Source organism: Rhodococcus sp. SMB37 (assembly GCF_004345605.1).
Classification (GTDB): domain Bacteria; phylum Actinomycetota; class Actinomycetes; order Mycobacteriales; family Mycobacteriaceae; genus Rhodococcus.
Window position 1 is genome coordinate 210,880 of record NZ_SLVY01000002.1, and the last position, 15,684, is coordinate 226,563.

16 protein-coding genes and 2 pseudogenes are annotated in these 15,684 nt (G+C 66.6%); 9 read left to right on the forward strand and 9 right to left on the reverse strand.

Annotated features, from left to right (window positions below):
* Positions 1–5 precede the first annotated feature (5 nt).
* On the reverse strand, positions 6–1,031 hold the full coding sequence (locus tag EV641_RS04315) for a PDZ domain-containing protein (protein WP_132470909.1): 1,026 nt from the start codon (positions 1,029–1,031) through the stop codon (positions 6–8).
* Positions 1,032–1,118: 87 nt separating this feature from the next.
* Between EV641_RS04315 and EV641_RS04320 the strand changes: the two genes are divergently transcribed.
* The 3 genes from EV641_RS04320 to EV641_RS04330 all read left to right on the forward strand — a co-directional run bounded on the left by EV641_RS04320 (position 1,119) and on the right by EV641_RS04330 (position 4,887).
* Positions 1,119–2,546, forward strand: a complete 1,428-nt coding sequence (locus EV641_RS04320) for a zinc-dependent metalloprotease (RefSeq protein WP_132470910.1) — start codon at positions 1,119–1,121, stop codon at positions 2,544–2,546.
* A gap of 94 nt (positions 2,547–2,640) precedes the next feature.
* On the forward strand, positions 2,641–3,522 hold the full coding sequence (locus EV641_RS04325; protein ID WP_132470911.1) for a TOMM precursor leader peptide-binding protein: 882 nt from the start codon (positions 2,641–2,643) through the stop codon (positions 3,520–3,522).
* A gap of 39 nt (positions 3,523–3,561) precedes the next feature.
* Positions 3,562–4,887, forward strand: a complete 1,326-nt coding sequence (locus tag EV641_RS04330; RefSeq protein ID WP_132470912.1) for an AarF/UbiB family protein — start codon at positions 3,562–3,564, stop codon at positions 4,885–4,887.
* Positions 4,888–4,963: 76 nt separating this feature from the next.
* On the opposite strand, the gene EV641_RS04335 is transcribed toward EV641_RS04330, so the two are convergent.
* Both EV641_RS04335 and EV641_RS04340 read right to left on the reverse strand, forming a co-directional pair.
* Positions 4,964–5,224, reverse strand: coding sequence for a WhiB family transcriptional regulator (locus EV641_RS04335; protein WP_132471098.1), 261 nt, complete (start codon positions 5,222–5,224; stop codon positions 4,964–4,966).
* Positions 5,225–5,398: 174 nt separating this feature from the next.
* Positions 5,399–5,587, reverse strand: coding sequence for a hypothetical protein (locus tag EV641_RS04340; protein WP_132470913.1), 189 nt, complete (start codon positions 5,585–5,587; stop codon positions 5,399–5,401).
* A 92-nt stretch (positions 5,588–5,679) separates the two neighbouring features.
* Here EV641_RS04340 and EV641_RS04345 point away from each other — a divergent pair, with 92 nt between their 5' ends.
* A complete protein-coding gene (locus EV641_RS04345; protein WP_054714697.1) occupies positions 5,680–6,039 on the forward strand; it encodes a VOC family protein in 360 nt (119 codons plus the stop codon).
* A 12-nt stretch (positions 6,040–6,051) separates the two neighbouring features.
* Here the strand turns inward: EV641_RS04345 and EV641_RS04350 are convergent, their stop codons facing one another.
* On the reverse strand, positions 6,052–6,528 hold the full coding sequence (locus EV641_RS04350) for a MarR family winged helix-turn-helix transcriptional regulator (protein ID WP_054714694.1): 477 nt from the start codon (positions 6,526–6,528) through the stop codon (positions 6,052–6,054).
* 93 nt (positions 6,529–6,621) lie between these two features.
* On the opposite strand from EV641_RS04350, the gene EV641_RS04355 reads away from it, so the two are divergent.
* The gene (locus EV641_RS04355; protein WP_054714691.1) at positions 6,622–7,536 is read left to right on the forward strand and encodes an alpha/beta hydrolase; all 915 of its coding nucleotides are present in this window, start codon (positions 6,622–6,624) and stop codon (positions 7,534–7,536) included.
* Positions 7,537–7,656: 120 nt separating this feature from the next.
* Complete coding sequence (locus EV641_RS04360) at positions 7,657–8,685, forward strand: alpha/beta hydrolase family protein (protein WP_241996829.1); 1,029 nt, start codon at positions 7,657–7,659, stop codon at positions 8,683–8,685.
* 63 nt (positions 8,686–8,748) lie between these two features.
* Here the strand turns inward: EV641_RS04360 and EV641_RS04365 are convergent, their stop codons facing one another.
* On the reverse strand, positions 8,749–10,884 hold the full coding sequence (locus EV641_RS04365; RefSeq protein ID WP_132470914.1) for an ATP-dependent DNA helicase UvrD2: 2,136 nt from the start codon (positions 10,882–10,884) through the stop codon (positions 8,749–8,751).
* Positions 10,885–11,029: 145 nt separating this feature from the next.
* Between EV641_RS04365 and EV641_RS04370 the strand changes: the two genes are divergently transcribed.
* The gene (locus EV641_RS04370) at positions 11,030–11,284 is read left to right on the forward strand and encodes a mycoredoxin (protein WP_277874478.1); all 255 of its coding nucleotides are present in this window, start codon (positions 11,030–11,032) and stop codon (positions 11,282–11,284) included.
* 66 nt (positions 11,285–11,350) lie between these two features.
* Here the strand turns inward: EV641_RS04370 and EV641_RS04375 are convergent.
* Positions 11,351–11,986: pseudogene (locus EV641_RS04375) on the reverse strand (SDR family NAD(P)-dependent oxidoreductase); the annotation flags it as partial.
* A 323-nt stretch (positions 11,987–12,309) separates the two neighbouring features.
* Between EV641_RS04375 and EV641_RS04380 the strand changes: the two are divergent.
* The gene (locus EV641_RS04380) at positions 12,310–12,927 is read left to right on the forward strand and encodes a TetR/AcrR family transcriptional regulator (protein WP_132470916.1); all 618 of its coding nucleotides are present in this window, start codon (positions 12,310–12,312) and stop codon (positions 12,925–12,927) included.
* Here the strand turns inward: EV641_RS04380 and nudC are convergent.
* Positions 12,917–13,816, reverse strand: coding sequence for an NAD(+) diphosphatase (gene nudC, locus EV641_RS04385; RefSeq protein WP_132470917.1), 900 nt, complete (start codon positions 13,814–13,816; stop codon positions 12,917–12,919). The genes EV641_RS04380 and nudC overlap by 11 nt on opposite strands.
* Before the next feature lie 10 nt (positions 13,817–13,826).
* Positions 13,827–14,531, reverse strand: a pseudogene (locus EV641_RS04390) (NAD(P)-binding protein); the annotation flags it as partial.
* A gap of 67 nt (positions 14,532–14,598) precedes the next feature.
* Here EV641_RS04390 and EV641_RS04395 point away from each other — a divergent pair.
* Positions 14,599–14,988, forward strand: a complete 390-nt coding sequence (locus EV641_RS04395; protein ID WP_132470918.1) for a hypothetical protein — start codon at positions 14,599–14,601, stop codon at positions 14,986–14,988.
* Positions 14,989–14,995: 7 nt separating this feature from the next.
* On the opposite strand, the gene EV641_RS04400 is transcribed toward EV641_RS04395, so the two are convergent.
* Positions 14,996–15,679 carry an alpha/beta fold hydrolase gene (locus EV641_RS04400; protein ID WP_132470919.1) on the reverse strand — a complete coding sequence of 228 codons (684 nt, stop codon included), beginning with the start codon at positions 15,677–15,679 and terminating at the stop codon, positions 14,996–14,998.
* Positions 15,680–15,684 lie beyond the last annotated feature (5 nt).

A 15,684-nucleotide genomic window follows, 5' to 3' on the forward strand; every position in this document is an offset into this window, starting at 1 on the left:
TTCGGTCAGCCGCAGGTCGGCGCGTCGCCGCCGGAGGCGACGGACGCGAGTGCGTCGATTGCACCTTCGAGGGTCTCCACCTCGATCAGTTGGATGCCGTCGGGCGTGTCGGACAACGCTTCGGCACAGTTGTCGGCCGGAACCAGGAAGTACTCGGCGCCGCCCTCGGCGGCTGCGGTCAGCTTGTGGGTGATGCCGCCGATCGGCCCCACGACACCGTCGGAGTCGATGGTGCCGGTGCCGGCAACGTGCTTCCCGCCGTTCAGTTCACCCGGGCTCAGCTTGTCGACGACGGCCAGACTGAACATCAGGCCCGCCGACGGACCACCGACGTCTGCGAGGTTGAACGAGACGGTGAACGGCACGTCCGGAATCTCTTCGGTGCCGATTCCGAGGAAGCCCTTGTCCGGGTCTGTCGGGCGCTCTCCGACTGTGACGGGAACGACTTCTTCGACGCCGTCGCGTTCGATCGTGATCTCCAGGTCGCTACCCGGCGCGGTGCCGCCGACCGCGCGCTGCACCTGACCGGCGGTGCTCACGGTCTCACCGCTCACCGCGAGGATCCGGTCGCCTTCATGGAGCAGCCCCGCGGCCGGAGCGTCGTCGGCCACCTGCGCAACCCGGAGGGTGACCGGCATGTCCAGGTAGTGGAGTGCAGCCAGCTCGGCGCTGAGCTCGGACTGCGCGAACTGTGCGTGATCTGCAGCTTTGACCTCGTCCTTGCTGCGGGTCGGCGGGTACACCTGTTCACGCGGCGACAGGCCGTAACGTCCGCTGAACCAGGCCAGGACGGACTGCGCAAGCGTCAGGTTGTCGGTGACCCCCACCGTGGTCATCACCAGTTCGCCGGTTGTGGGGTCGGGTTCGACGCCCTCGATTTCGATGACCGGTGTCCCGTCGACGTCGCCGAGCGTGTCGAAGGTCGGCCCCGGGCCGAGCGCAACATAGGGCACACGCACATTGAATGCCAGCACCGCGAGGACCACTACCGGGAGCAGAACGGCAAGGGGCATCACGAAGCGTCGATTCACCCGGCCAGGGTAGCGGGCGCGTGATGTTCGCGTTCAGCGTGACCGCACCGGCCGTTTCCGGCTCCGTCCCCTTGTACCGTTGACGGTATGAGCGACACCCCCTTCGGATTCTCGAACCCCGACGACGATCCCGACCGTAAGAAGGACGGGGGGTCCGACGGCGGCGCAGGCGGCTCCGGGGGCGCATCCCCGTTCGGTTTCGGCGTGCCCGGCAGCGGCGGCGACAACCCGTTCGGCGCGCAGGGCTTCGACCCGTCCCAGCTCGGGCAGATGCTGAGCCAGTTCGGCCAGATGCTCAGTGGCATGGGCAGCGCGATGGGCACCGGCGAGTCCGGTCCCGTCAACTACGACGTCGCCACCAAGCTCGCCCGCCAGCAGATCGGGTCGGTCACCCCGGTGTCCGCCGGCACCACCGATGCTGTGCGTGACGCGGCACGCCTCGCGGAGTTGTGGCTCGATGCTGCGACGACGCTGCCGGCCGGCGCCACCAAGGCCGTGGCCTGGACCCCTGTCGACTGGCTCGACAACACGCTCGACACGTGGAAGCGTCTCGCCGACCCGATCGCCGAACAGGTCAACGGCATGATGGTGCAGGGGCTTCCCGAAGAGGCCCGAACGATGGTGGGTCCGATGATGGGCATGTTCGCCCAGATGGGCGGCCTCGCGTTCGGCTCGCAGCTCGGTCAGGCACTCGGCCAGCTCTCGAAGGAGGTGCTCACCTCCACCGACATCGGGATTCCACTCGGGCCCGAAGGTACGGCTGCATTGATGCCCGCTGCGATCGAATCGTTCGGTGAGGGACTCGAGCAGCCGGCGCAGGAGGTGCTGGTGTTCCTGGCGGCACGCGAATCCGCACACCAGCGGCTCTACAGCCACGTGCCGTGGTTGCGTCAGCGATTGCTCGGCGCGGTCGAGGAGTACGCCCGCGGGATCAAGATGGATTTCTCGGCCATCGAAGATCTCGCGCAGGGCCTCGATCCAGCGTCACTGACCGACCCTTCGAAGATCCAGGAGCTCCTCGGCCAGGGCGCGTTCGAACCTCAGACCACGCCGGAGCAGAAGGCTGCACTCGAGCGGCTCGAGACGATGCTGGCACTGATCGAGGGCTGGGTCGAGATCGTGGTGTCGGACGCTCTCAGCGATCGCCTTCCCGGCGTGTCCGCGCTGAGCGAGACTCTCCGTCGTCGCCGCGCCACCGGCGGCCCGGCGGAGCAGACCTTCGCGTCGCTGGTGGGCCTCGAGCTCCGGCCGCGGAAGCTGCGGGAGGCCGCGACACTGTGGCGACGCCTCACCACCGATGCCGGCGCAGACGCACGCGACAACGTCTGGGCACACCCCGACCTACTCCCGGATTCCGCCGATCTCGACAATCCGACCGCGTTCGTCGACCGGGTGATCGGGGCCGGAACCGATGCGTTCGACGACCCCATTGCGCAGCTGAAGGCGACGATGGAACGCGAGGAGGCCGAACGTGAGAAGAACTCGGACGACGAGAATCCCGACGAATCGAGCTGAGGCCGTCTTTGCCCTGGTCACAGGCATTCGAGCCTGTGGATAACCCGGCCTGAACGACCTCGGGTGGAGCAACGCGACTGCGAAGCTTCCCGGTATGACCAGTTCCGTCCGTACCGAAGCGTCGGCCGATGCCGACACCCACACCGGTCTCTCGTGCGATCCCGCACTGCTCGTGTTGAGACGCACCGATGGTCGTGTGCAGCTGGGATGGGGGCCCGATACCGGTCGCGTCATCGTGCCGCCCGAGGGACTCGACGAATTCGATGTGCGCACGGTCCTGCACTTGCTGGACGGCCGGCACACGGACGTCGAGCTCGTCGAGACCGCGGTCGAGCGAGGGGCGGACCCCGCCGGCGTACGGTTGCTGCTCGACGATCTCGTCGCCACCGGAATCGTCCGGGGGCCGGCGCGGCCCCGGACCCGGGTCGCCCCGGAGCCCGCACAGCGGATCCGGATCTACGGCGACGGTCCGCTCGCCGATGCACTGTGCACGCAGCTGTCGTTGCGGGACACCAAATGGTTCCGGGCGGGTAGGTACACCGGCGACGAACGTCTCCAGGAGGACCTCGCGTGTGTGGTCCTCGCCGACATCCAGGTGCCCGATCCACTCGTGGTGCGTGACCTCATGCGGCATCGTGTGCCGCATCTGGCTGTCCGTACGAGGGACGGGCGCGGGATCGTCGGTCCCTTCGTCGTCCCCGGTCGCACGAGTTGCCTGCGATGCGCGGATCTGACCCGCACAGATCTCGATCCCTCGTGGCCGCTCCTCGCCGCTCAGCTGTGGGATCGGCCCGCGCATGCCGAGCGCGCGACCGTTCTCGCCACCGCTGCTGTCGCACTGGGAGAACTCGATGCAATTCTTGCCGGGTCCGTGTCGCCTGCCGTGGCCGATCACACCGTGGAAATCGATCTCTCGTCGTACCGGTTGTCGAGGCGTCGCTGGTTCTGTCACCCGGACTGCGAGTGCGCCGGGTGACCCGCCCCCGGGCCGGAGATGATGTGAGCCCGGTCAGGCATGATGGTGTGCGTGGCAGACATCCCGCGCAGAAGCTCTTCCCGCACCGCCAAACTCGCGAGCATTCCGTTGGGTATCGCGGGGCGCGCCGCTGTGGGCTTCGGCAGGCGTCTGGCCGGGGGCGATCGCGACGAGATCGACGCCGAAATGACCGCAAAGGCCGCGGAACAGTTGTTCACCGTGCTGGGCGAACTCAAGGGTGGCGCCATGAAGCTCGGGCAGGCCCTCAGCGTGATGGAGGCTGCGGTCCCCGAGGAGTTCGCCGAGCCGTATCGAGAAGCCCTGACGAAGCTCCAGGCGGAGGCACCGCCTCTGCCTGCCAAGGCCGTGCATCACATGCTCGACCAACAGCTCGGCACCAAGTGGCGCGAGCGATTCGCGTCGTTCGACGATGTACCGACCGCGTCTGCCAGCATCGGCCAGGTGCATAGGGCGGTGTGGTCCGATGGCCGCGAGGTCGCAGTCAAGGTGCAGTACCCTGGCGCCGACGAGGCGCTGCGCGCCGACCTCAAGACGCTGTCGCGGTTCGCCAGCCTGTTCTCGACCGTGATGCCGGGCACCGATGTACGAGCAATCCTCGACGAACTCTCGGCGCGGACCGAGGAGGAACTCGACTACCGCACCGAGGCCGACAATCAACGCGCATTCTCGAAGGCGTTCGAGAACGACCCGCAGTTCACAGTGCCGCGCGTCGTCGCGAGTGCCCCCAAAGTCACTGTGACCGAATGGCTCTCCGCCACTCCCTTGTCGTCGATCATCACCGGCGGGACGCGGGAGCAACGTAACCGGGCGGGCGCCTTGCTCGCCGAGTTCCACTTCTCCTCACCGGCACGAGTGGGGTTGCTGCACAGCGATCCACACCCGGGCAATTTCATGCTGCTCGAGGACGGACGTCTCGGCGTCATCGATTTCGGCGCCACCGCAGCGATGCCGGACGGTTTCCCACCGGCGCTGGGCCGGATGGTCCGGCTTGCGCTCGACGAACGGTTCGACGAGCTGACGCAACTCTTGTACGACAACAAGTTCGTGTTGCCCGGCCGGACGGTGACAGACCAGGAGATCGCCGACTATCTCCGTCCGTTCACCGACCCGATCCGAACCGAGTCGTTCCATTTCACCCGGTCCTGGCTGCAGCAGGCGGCGGGTGTGGCCACCGACTTCTCCGGTCCTCAGTTCCGGACTGCCCGCACGCTGAACCTTCCGGCCGAGTATCTGAGCATCTTCCGGGTTCTGTTGGGTTCGGTGGGGATCTGCGCTCAACTCGACGCATTCGCGCCCTACATGCGGATCCTCACCGAGTGGCTGCCGGGGTTCGTCGACGAGTGACCGCCCCGGGCGGCCGGGCGCGAGTGACCGCCCCGGGCGGCCGGGGCGATGAGTCTCCCACGACCGCCGGAGTGGATCATGCACACACCAATTCTTTGTCGGGATCGGTGACGACGGGATGCTTGCGCGGACGCCCGCGGGGGCGTTTGCGTGCAACGACCGTTCCGCGGTCGAGGATTTCGCCGCCCCATACCCCCCAGGGCTCCTCGCGGTCGAGGGCGGCTGCAAGGCACCGCGAACGCACGGGGCATGCGGCACACAGTTCCTTGGCACGCTCGAGGTCGGCGGGTGTCTCCGCGAACCACAGGTCCGGGTCGTAGTTGTGGCACGGCAGGATGCCGGCACGCGCACCGGTATCTCCGTCGGAATCGTGCGGGGCGGTCGACAGGGTGTCGCTCGGCACGAGAGCTCCTTTTCGCTGGTTCGGATGAATTGCGGTGCGAACCGAGCCGAAAAGCAAGAAGGCCACGGTCCGCTGGGCGGGGTCCGTGGCCTGGAATTCGGATGGCGACTACCGGAGGCGAACCTCGGGCAGAGTCCTGACCACGGACGAGACGGCTGCTGCACGCACACGACGGGCGCGCGGAGCAGCCACGTCGGCTGCCCCGGCGGCGGGGGCAGCGATGAGTGCGAACGCTGTGAAGCCGAGCATCGGTGCTACCTCCTTGCCGTGATTCGTGCACGGGCTCTCCCGTGACATCGTCATCCAGAGTAGTGATGCCCCGGCGGATGACACAAGTTATTTTCTACCTGCAGGTTTGTTCGTCTACGACGACGGTTACCCGTGGATGCATGACACTCGCAACGAGGAGATTCATTCCAGTGCTCGATTGCCCCGACCCGCGAGCTCTCGCCGGTTTCTATCGTGACCTCCTCGGCTGGCAGATCGAGACCGACCGGGACGAGTGGTTCGAACTCGCCAGGGACGAGAGCACCGCGATCGCATTCCAGCTCGCGCCCGACTTCGTTCCGCAGCGATGGCCGGAGGAAGGCGTCATGGCCCATCTCGACTTCAATGTCCCGGATCTCGACGACGCCGAGCGAGTCGCACTCGACCTCGGCGCCACCCGTGTCCACGGTCCGTCGACAGCAACGACGTTTCGTGTGTTCCGGGACCCGGCGGGCCACCACTTCTGCCTCTGTTCTTGCTGACAGAAAGTCCCGTCAGCGAACCTCGCGCGCTCGAGTTGTGTCGATGCCCACGCGCATGTCGGTCAGGAACCGGTTGATCGTTGCCCGTTCGTCGGCGCCGTAGGCGTCGAGTGCGGTAGTTGCGCTGGCGATGAGGGGACCGAAGAACTCCCACCCCCGATCCCTCGCGGCCGAGGTGACCTCGAGAAGCACGCGCCGACGATCGCGCTCGTCGCGTCGTCGCCGCACGTGACCCGCCTTCTCCATGCGGTCGATCAGCGCTGTCACAGACGCGGACTCGAGGTGGAGCCGTTCGCGCAGCCAGGTCGGTGTCGCGGGACGGCCGGCTCGATCGGCGTCGAGCAGACAGATCAATGCGCGGACGTCCGTGGCGTGCAGACCGTTGACCCGTGCGAACTCGGTACCGAGCGAGTGCAGCTCGACCACGAGTGCACGTAGCTGATGCACGGCACCGAGCGAGTGCTCCGTGGCTCCACGTTCGACATCCATGACACTCCCCCGGTCTCGACAGCGATGCTTCGACACTCTACTATCTCGCCAGAACAAGTATCTCGATTTATCGAGCTATTTAGGAGGGTTCGAATGCCCGCCGTATCCATCACCCACTTCGCCTCTACTGCAGAGGGTGCCGCGTTCTATCGCGCCTACGATCGCGTGCTCGAGAAATGGCCCGTCACCGTCACCACCACCGACCTCGATTCAGAGTTCGGGACGACGCGCGTGAACTCGTGCGGCCCCGAGGACGCGCCACCGATCGTCCTACTCCCAGGTGGCGGAGCCACGTCTACGGTGTGGTTCGAGAACGTCGCCGCCCTGGCCACACGGCATCGGGTCCATGCCATCGATCTGCTGGGAGAACCGGGGCGGAGTGTCGCCGACGGCTCACCGATGCGATCGGCCGACGCGTTGCTGGCCTGGCTCGGCACCGTCATGGATGGACTGGGCCTCGGCTCCTTCGCTCTGGGAGGCCATTCGTACGGGGCGATGATCGCCCTCGCCTTTGCACTGGACGAGCCGGATCGGGTCGAGAAACTCGTTCTCCTCGATCCCAATTCGTGCTTCGCCCGAATGCATCCTCGATATCTGGCCCGCGCGCTGCCACTACTGCTCCGCCCGACCGACACGCGCCAGCGCACATTCATCGAGTGGGAGACGAGCGGCCACTCGCTCGACGACGACTGGCTTGATCTCCTGGCGCGAGGCGCGGCAGACTTTCCCGCATCGAAGACCGTCGTCCCTCCCCGACCTAAGCCCGCCATTCTCGAATCTCTGCGGCCCGACACGACCGTGATTCTCGCGTCCGACAGCCGGGTCCACGACAGTCGGCGCATTGCACGGCGAATCACCGAGACACACGGACAGATCCGTGTAGTCACCCTGAACGGCGCCACCCACCACACCGTGCCGATGCACCCCGCTGCAGCGGTAGACGCCGCGCTGATCGACGCACTCAGCACAGAAGGGTCAATTCGGTCGTTCCGACCCTCGGATCAGTGACCGGGAGCCGGACGAGACCGGATTGCAACCGACCCCACACCCCCACGCGACCCCCACCGTGTTGTCGAATGCGACCATCGAGTGATGCGGAAGTTGTGTGTGAGGTCAATGTTGCGTGTGTTGTCTACCTCGTCGATTACAGTGCTCGCGCTCGGAATCGGCGCGTCCGGCCTCGCCGCGGCACAGCCCGCCGCGGAACCGCAGTCACCGGAGGGTACCGTCGCATCGAAGGAGACTGCCGTATCGGAGAACACTGCCGTATCGGATCGTGCCCCGCATGTCGTGGAGACCCGGGAGATCTCCCCCACTCACACCGTCGTCGACGTCTACTCCCCGGCAATGGATCGGGTGATCTCCAACGACGTCCTCCGGCCCGCACACGGCGGCTCGCTACCCACGCTGTACCTCCTCAACGGTGCACTCGGCGGCGAGGACGGCGTCGGCTGGATGAACAATTCGCAGGCCCCCGCATTCTTCGTCGACAAGAATGTGACCGTCGTACTGCCCATCGGCGGTCGCTTCAGCTTCTACACGGATTGGGGAGCCCCCGATCCGATCCTGGGCATCAACATGTGGGAGACCTATCTGACCCGGGAGTTGCCGGGTGTGATCGACCGCGAGTTCGGCGGAACCGGACTCAACGCCGTCGCGGGGTTGTCGATGAGCGGTGGGCCTGCGCTGGATCTCGCGATCCAAGCACCCGAGTTGTACCAGGCCGCCGCATCGTTGAGCGGATGCCCTGCCCCGAGTAATCTCCTTGCCAGCGTGGGCATCTCGACCATGATCGCCAGCGGGCTGAACAACCCGTTCAACATGTGGGGCCCGCCCGGAAGCCGGGGGTGGAAAGCGCACGACCCCGCTGCCAACGCCGCGAAACTCTCCGGTACCGCCGTGTACGTCAGCGCGTCCCGCGGGGCTGTGGGTGCGGTGGACCAGATCCCGGAGGGCGCGATCCCGCCGGTCGGCGGCATGGTCGTCGAAGCACTCGTCCACCGATGCACCGCAATGTTCGTCGATTCGCTCGAAGCGGCGGGTGTCCCGGCGACGGTGTCGATGCGCGACACCGGCGCCCACACCTGGGCCTTGTTCGAAGATCAGCTGCGCGAAGCGTGGAGCACCACGATCGCCCCGGCACTGCAGACCCGCTGATTTCTACAGATCCGAGCCCTACAGATCCGAGCCCTACGGATCCGAGCCCTACGGATCTGAGTCCTACAGATCGAGGGTGTCGGCGGCCCGTTCACCGCGCACGAGCGCGAGGACGTCGGCCCCGAACTGTTCGAGCTTTCTCGCTCCGATTCCCGGGATCGAGACGAGCGCCCGATCGTCGGCGGGTTGCTGTTCGGCGATCGCGACCAGGGTGTTGTCGGTGAACACCACATAGGCGGGAACCTTGAGTTCCTTGGATCGGTCGCGTCGCCAGTCCTTCAACGCCACCAGCAGGTCCTCGTCGAGGTTCGAAGGACATCCCTCACACCGGCCGAGCTTCGTGGAGGTGGAGGTCATCAGCGGTTTCCCGCACACCCGGCATTGCGGGCGCTTCTTCTTCGACGGCGCCGGTTCGATGATCTTCGACGCCGGCGAACTGTCGGGGATCAACCCCAGCAGGAATCGTGATCGGCGACGTGTCTTGCGCCCGCCCTCCGTCCGTGACAACGCCCAGGACAACTGCAGATGCACACGCGCGCGTGTCACCCCTACATACAACAGCCGGCGTTCCTCCTCGATGCCGGCTTCGTCGGGTGCGGTGTCCTTGTCGCCGGTGACGTGCGTGATCGGCAGCATGCCGTCGGTGAGCCCGACGAGGAACACGGCATCCCACTCGAGCCCCTTTGCCGCGTGCAGAGACGCGAGGGTCACACCCTGCACGGTCGGTGGCTGTCTGGCCTCGGCGCGCGCCGCAAGATCGCGCAGCAGGCTCGCGAGCGTCAGGTCCGGTTCGTGTTCGAGGAGTTCCTCGGTGAGCTGCACGAGGGCGGTGAGCGACGCCCACCGCTCGCGCGCCTGGGTGCCGGCAGGTTCGGTGTCGGTCAGGCCGAGCGGAACGAGCGTGGCCCGGACCAGGTTGACGAGCTTGCTTCCGCGATCCGCGTCCTCGGGCAGGTCGTCGCGCGAGCCGGTCTGACGCAAGGCGTTCACCGCCTGGCGAACTTCGGCGCGCTGGAAGAACCCTTCGCCGCCACGAACCTGATAGGGAATGCCGGTCTCGGTGAAGGCCTGCTCGTAGGCCTCGGACTGAGCGTTGATCCGGTACAGCACGGCGATCTCGGACGCCGCTACGCCGTCGCGCAGCAGCTTGGCGATAGCTTTCGCGACGGCTTTCGCTTCGGCGGGCTCGTCGTCGTATTCGGCGAAGACCGGTTCGGGCCCGGGCGGGCGCTGACCGATCAGCTGGAGTCTGGTGCCGGCGATCCGGCCCCGTGCTTGACCGATCACCCGGTTCGCGAGGTCGACGACCTGTGGAGTGGATCGGTAATCGCGTTCGAGCCGGACCATGGTGGCCTCGGGGAACCGGCGGGAGAAGTCGAGCAGATACTTGGGCGAGGCTCCCGTGAACGAATAGATCGTCTGGTTGGCGTCGCCGACCACCGTCAGATCGTCCCGTTCGCCGAGCCACGCATCGAGCACGCGCTGCTGCAGCGGTGTGACGTCCTGGTATTCGTCGACGACGAAACAGCGATACCGGTCGCGGAACTCCTCCGCCACCGTCGGGTTGCCCTCGAGAGCGCCCGCCGTCTGCAGCAGCAGATCGTCGAAGTCGAGATAGATGCCTTCTTCGCCCCGGTTCTTGAGGGATTCGTATCCTGCGTAGACCTTCGCGACCCGCTCCGGGTCGGCGGGCGGCTCGCGCCGTGCGCGAGAGGCGGCCGCCGGGTAGTCCTCGGGTGCATGGAGCGACCCCTTCGCCCATTCGATCTCGGACAGGAGATCGCGGACCGTGTCGGTGTCGGTCGGGAAACCTGCGCGATGTGCTGCCTGCGACACAACCGCGAACTTGCGGTCGAGCAGATGCCACGGAATATCGCCGACGACCTGCGGCCAGAAGTAGCGCAGCTGCCGCAGAGCGGCGGCGTGGAATGTGCGTGCCTGCACCTGCGGACCCGATCCGCCGACCCCGAGTTCCCGGAGACGCGAGCGCATCTCTCCCGCGGCGCGCGCCGTGAAGGTGACAGCGAGGACCTGTCCGGCCGAGACGTGGCCGTCGGAGACGAGGTGAGCGATCCGGCGCGTGATGGTGCGGGTCTTGCCGGTACCCGCGCCGGCGAGAACGCACACCGGGCCCCGGGGTGCGAGGACTGCTGCTGCCTGTTCCGGGTCGAGACCGTCCACCGCCGCTTCCACACGCATGACCCCCATCATGGCAGTGCGGACCGACATCGCGACCGACCGGCGTCACCACGCCGCGCGCCACCTGTGTCGGAGAACACATTTGAGGGGAAGTGGAACAGATCGGGGCCCGCGCGACGTTGTCGCCGTCATGACGACCTCCGAGATTTCGACCGCCGACACGCACGCGCTCACCATCTACTCGACCACGTGGTGCGGCTACTGCAAGCGCCTCAAGAAGCAGCTCGACGAGAACGGCATCGGCTACGCCGAGATCGACATCGAGTCCGATCCCGCAGCCGCGGAGTTCGTCGGCAGCGTCAACGACGGCAACCATGTCGTCCCGACGGTGAAGTACGCGGACGGAACGACCGCGACCAATCCGCCGCTGTCCGCTGTCAAGCGGGCGCTGGGTCTGTAGATCGGCCGGTCGGGTCGGGCGGTGCGGGTCTCGGACCTGCACCGCCCGACTCATTCGGGTGAGCACTCATCCACCGGGAGCCGGGACAGCCGACTCCGCGGCCCGACTCACCTCCTGCCATGCCAACCAGGTGTCCGCACGCTGCTTCGCTGCGTCGACGGCCGCGTCGAGTACCGCACTGCCGAGAATGAGACGCAGTGGCGGCTCATCGCTGTCCACGAGCGCGCTGATCGCCGTGGCCGCGAGCGCCGGTTCGCTGTCGATACTGGCATCCGCGAACTGTTCGGCGATGTCGGCGCGGAGTTGCGCGTAGTCGTCGGACGGTTCGGTGAATCCCATCCCGGTGTAGAGGTCGGTCCAGTATCCGCCGGGTTCGACGATGGTGAGGTCGACGCCGAAGCCTGCGAGTTCCGCGGCAAGTGCCTCGCTCGCGCCTTCGAGCGCGAACTTGCTGGCGCTGTAGATTCCGGAGGTCGGTCCGGTGACGACACCGCCGATGCTCGACATCTGCACGAGGTGGCCACCTCGCTGCCGCCGCATCGCACCCGCCACCGCCTGGCTCACCCATAGTGCCCCGAAGAAATTCGTCTCCATCTGAGCGCGCACTTGTGCTTCGTCGAATTCCTCGACGAATCCCGACCACATCGTTCCGGCATTGTTGATCGCGATATCGATGCGACCGAAACGTTCGACGGCGGTATCGACCGCCCCGAAGACCGCAGCGCGGTCGGTGACGTCGACGGGAGCCTGAGCACTCTGTCGTCGTCGAGATCGCCGACGGTGTCGATCGTGCGTGAAACCGCAACCACACGATCTCCCGCTGCGAGCGCTTCATCGACGAACGCCCTACCCAGACCGCGGCTCGCTCCGGTGACGAACCACACGCGCTCCCCTGCGTCCGATCGAGTCATCTTGCCTCCTACAATAAGACGAGACGGTCCGTCTCAGTATGGACGAAACAATAGCCTGCGCCTTCAGGCTGGTCAAGACGGTCCGTCTCGTCTCACTAAACGTATGATCACGCCATGCCTTCCATCGAACCGAACCGTTCACGACGCAGCGCCACCTCGCACACCGCAATTCTCGATGCGGCCGTCGAACTCGTGGCCGAAGTCGGCTATGCGCGCCTGTCGATCGAAGCAATCGCCACGCGCGCCGGTGTCGGGAAGCAGACGATCTACCGTTGGTGGCCGTCCAAGGGGGCAGTGCTCCTCGACGCATTCCTACGCAAGAACACCGGTGACTCCGAGAATTCGCCGGGCCTTCCCGACACCGGCGACCTCGACGCCGACCTGAAAACGGTGATGCGCACGACGATCGAGGAACTACACGACCCGGCCTTCGAGAAACCCCTCCGCGCACTGACCGTCGCGGTCCTCACCGACGACGCACTCGCCGAGGAGTACCTGCAGCGGTTCGAGGCACCGACACGAGAGGTCAACAAGCAACGACTCCGGTCGGCGCAGGAATCCGGTCAGCTACCGGACGGCCTCGACCTCGACGCCGCACTCGACGCGATCTTCTCGCCACTGACCCAGCGATGGTTGTTCCGGACCGGACCACTGACGGCCGACTACGCCGACCGCACCGTCGAAGTCGCGCTGGACGGAATACGACGGACGGATCAGTCGATCAACCGTTGACCCAACCGGAGATCAGCCCGCGCGCAATCGAGATCGAACCGGGCAGCAACAACGGCGCCTCCTCCGACGACGCCCAGTCGCCTACCGAGAGGGCAGCGCGCACCTCGTCGCGCGTGAACCACCGTGCCTCAGCGATCTCGCCGTCCAGGAACTCGACCGTCTGCTCCGGATCCGCCACGGCGGAGAACCCGAGCATCAGCGAGCGCGGGAACGGCCAGGGCTGACTCCCGAGGTACTCCACGTCGTGGACGTCGATGCCGACCTCTTCTCGGATCTCACGAACCACGCAGGCTTCGAGCGACTCCCCTGCCTCGACGAATCCCGCCAGCACGGAGAAGCGGCGCTCGGGCCACGACGGCTGGCGCGCCAGCAGGACGCGGCCGTCGCCGTCGTGCACGAGGCAGATGATGGCCGGATCGGTTCGGGGGAATTCCTCGTGACCGGTCACGGTGCTGATCCGCGACCAACCCGCGACGGTGGGCTCACTGGGGGAACCGTCGACGGCGCTGAACGCGGCCTGATCGTGCCAATTGAGCAGCGCCACAGCACTGACCATCAGATCGGCGTCGGCATCACCGAGATCTTCGCCCACTCGGCGGAGGTCGGCGACCGTTCCGGTCTGCGCGAGCACACGCGCCGCCCACACGTGCAGACCGTCGCGAACCCCGAGGAACACTGCGCCGGATACTGGTTCCGGCCCCAGTTCGGTGGCATCGGCCAGCACGAGAACCGATCCGTCGACAGGCGCCTGGCCTCGGCGATCGATCCGCAGGAGCTTCGCTGTTGCCCATCCGGCGCGAAGCGCGTCGACGTCGGAGCGCAGTTCCTCGGCGCGCTCGACGACGGTGCGCGACAACAGCGGTGTCTCACCCAATGCGAATGCCGTCACACCGTGCACACTAACCGCGCATCGCTCCGGAAGCCGAACCGGACACCAGCCGGATGTACAGGAGTTTGTCGCCGGGCTCGATCGCATCGATCTCCGGGGAACCGATCCTCCACATGCGGCCGTCGCGCACCACCGCGAGAACGATGTCCTTGAGATGACGGGGCGAACCCCCCACCTCGCTCTCGTCCACATCACGTTCGGCGATCGCGAAGCCTGCCTCGGGCGTCAGCAGATCTTCGATCATTTCGACGACGTTGGGGGTGGTCGTAGCGAGACCGAGGAGCCGACCCGCGGTCTCGGACGAGATCACCACCGAATCGGCTCCCGATTGCCGCATCAGGTGGGTGTTCTCCGATTCACGGATCGCCGCAACGATCTTCGCCTTAGGTGCGATCTCGCGTGCACTGAGGGTCACCAGAACCGCGGTGTCGTCCCGGTTCGCCGCGACGATCACAGCGGCGGCGTGCTGGACGCCCGCGAGTCGCAGCACGTCGGATTTGGTGGCCGAGCCCTGCACCGTGACGAGTCCCAGACGCTCCGCCGCTTCGAGGACATGGGGATCGGTGTCCACCACCACGATCTCGGACGGGGGAACCCCGTCGCCGAGCATCGCGTCGACGGCTGTATGGCCTTTGGTGCCATAGCCGATGACGACGGTGTGATTACGCACGCGGCGCCTCCATCGCTGAATCTCGAATGCCTGTCGCGAAGTATCGGCCGGTCGCGAGCGTGTCGTACCGGCCAAGACGGCAGCCTACGCTCAGAGCGCTAGTGTGGCGTGCATGTCCCCGCAACGTTCCCGCGGCCCGGCGTTGCGCCTCGCCGCTCTCCTCGCCGGCGCCGGCGTCCTACATTTCGTCCTCCCGACGCCGTTCGACAGCATTGTGCCGAAACAGTTGCCGGGCGAGGCTCGTCACTACACCTACGCGTCGGGTGTCGCCGAGCTGGCCGTCGCGACAACGCTCGCAGTTCCCCGTACCCGCCGGCTCGGTGGCACCCTTGCCGCGGCGTTGTTCGTCGCCGTGTTTCCCGCGAACGTGCAGATGGCGCTGAGCTGGCTTCGCAGCAACCGCGTCTCCCCCGCGGCGAAAGCCGTGGCCGTGGCCCGTCTTCCCCTGCAGATCCCACTCATCACCGAAGCGTTGAAGGTCCGGCGTACCGCCCGTTCGTGACGTCCTCCTACCGGCGCGCCAGGAGGAGTTCGGTGAGCTCCGACGGGCACGCCAGCGCCGGCAGATGACCGCTGTCGACCGTCTCCGGTTCGACACCGAGTCTGTCGTTCGCCAGCCGTGTGAGGAACGGGAGCGGAAACAGCCGGTCGTTGCGACCTGCGATGACCCGCACCGGCACGTCGGGCCACCTCACCGCATCCCACTGCGGTTCGAAAGCCGTATCCGACAACCGGGTCTCGTCACGCGCGAACGCCTCGTCGCGCAGCTCCGTGGGCACATCGTGGAAGAACAGTTCCAGAGGGTCGGGTGCCGCATCGGGATCGCGTTCGTCGAGGACGTCCTGGGTGCGCTTGGCGTCCTCGTGCCCGACGTTGCCCCACCACAGCCCGGGTGATTCGCCGGGTGCGGGGATCATCGGCGCCACCAGGATCAGTTCGTCGACGGGAACACGCTCGGCGACGAGGACCGCGGTGAACGCGGACATCGACTGCCCCACGACGATCAACGGTCGCTCGGCACCCCGGATCGCGGCGACCACGATGTCGGCATAGGCGCGCTGGTCGGCCTGATCGTCGCAGTAGGGGAGGTCGACCGGCATCGCCGTGTGTCCGCGCTGCGCGAGCAACGGCACCACTCGATGCCAGTACCACGAGTCCGATCCCGCGCCCGGCAACAATACGAATGTCGACATCGCAC

Coding starts and splice junctions, on each gene's coding strand:
- EV641_RS04320 (WP_132470910.1), top strand. CDS start 1,119: ATGAGCGACACCCCCTTCGGATTCTCGAACCCCGACGACGATCCCGAC.
- EV641_RS04325 (WP_132470911.1), top strand. CDS start 2,641: ATGACCAGTTCCGTCCGTACCGAAGCGTCGGCCGATGCCGACACCCAC.
- EV641_RS04330 (WP_132470912.1), top strand. CDS start 3,562: ATGATGGTGTGCGTGGCAGACATCCCGCGCAGAAGCTCTTCCCGCACC.
- EV641_RS04340 (WP_132470913.1), bottom strand. CDS start 5,587: ATGTCACGGGAGAGCCCGTGCACGAATCACGGCAAGGAGGTAGCACCG.
- EV641_RS04345 (WP_054714697.1), top strand. CDS start 5,680: ATGACACTCGCAACGAGGAGATTCATTCCAGTGCTCGATTGCCCCGAC.
- EV641_RS04350 (WP_054714694.1), bottom strand. CDS start 6,528: ATGGATGTCGAACGTGGAGCCACGGAGCACTCGCTCGGTGCCGTGCAT.
- EV641_RS04355 (WP_054714691.1), top strand. CDS start 6,622: ATGCCCGCCGTATCCATCACCCACTTCGCCTCTACTGCAGAGGGTGCC.
- EV641_RS04365 (WP_132470914.1), bottom strand. CDS start 10,884: ATGCGTGTGGAAGCGGCGGTGGACGGTCTCGACCCGGAACAGGCAGCA.
- EV641_RS04380 (WP_132470916.1), top strand. CDS start 12,310: ATGCCTTCCATCGAACCGAACCGTTCACGACGCAGCGCCACCTCGCAC.
- EV641_RS04395 (WP_132470918.1), top strand. CDS start 14,599: ATGTCCCCGCAACGTTCCCGCGGCCCGGCGTTGCGCCTCGCCGCTCTC.
- EV641_RS04400 (WP_132470919.1), bottom strand. CDS start 15,679: ATGTCGACATTCGTATTGTTGCCGGGCGCGGGATCGGACTCGTGGTAC.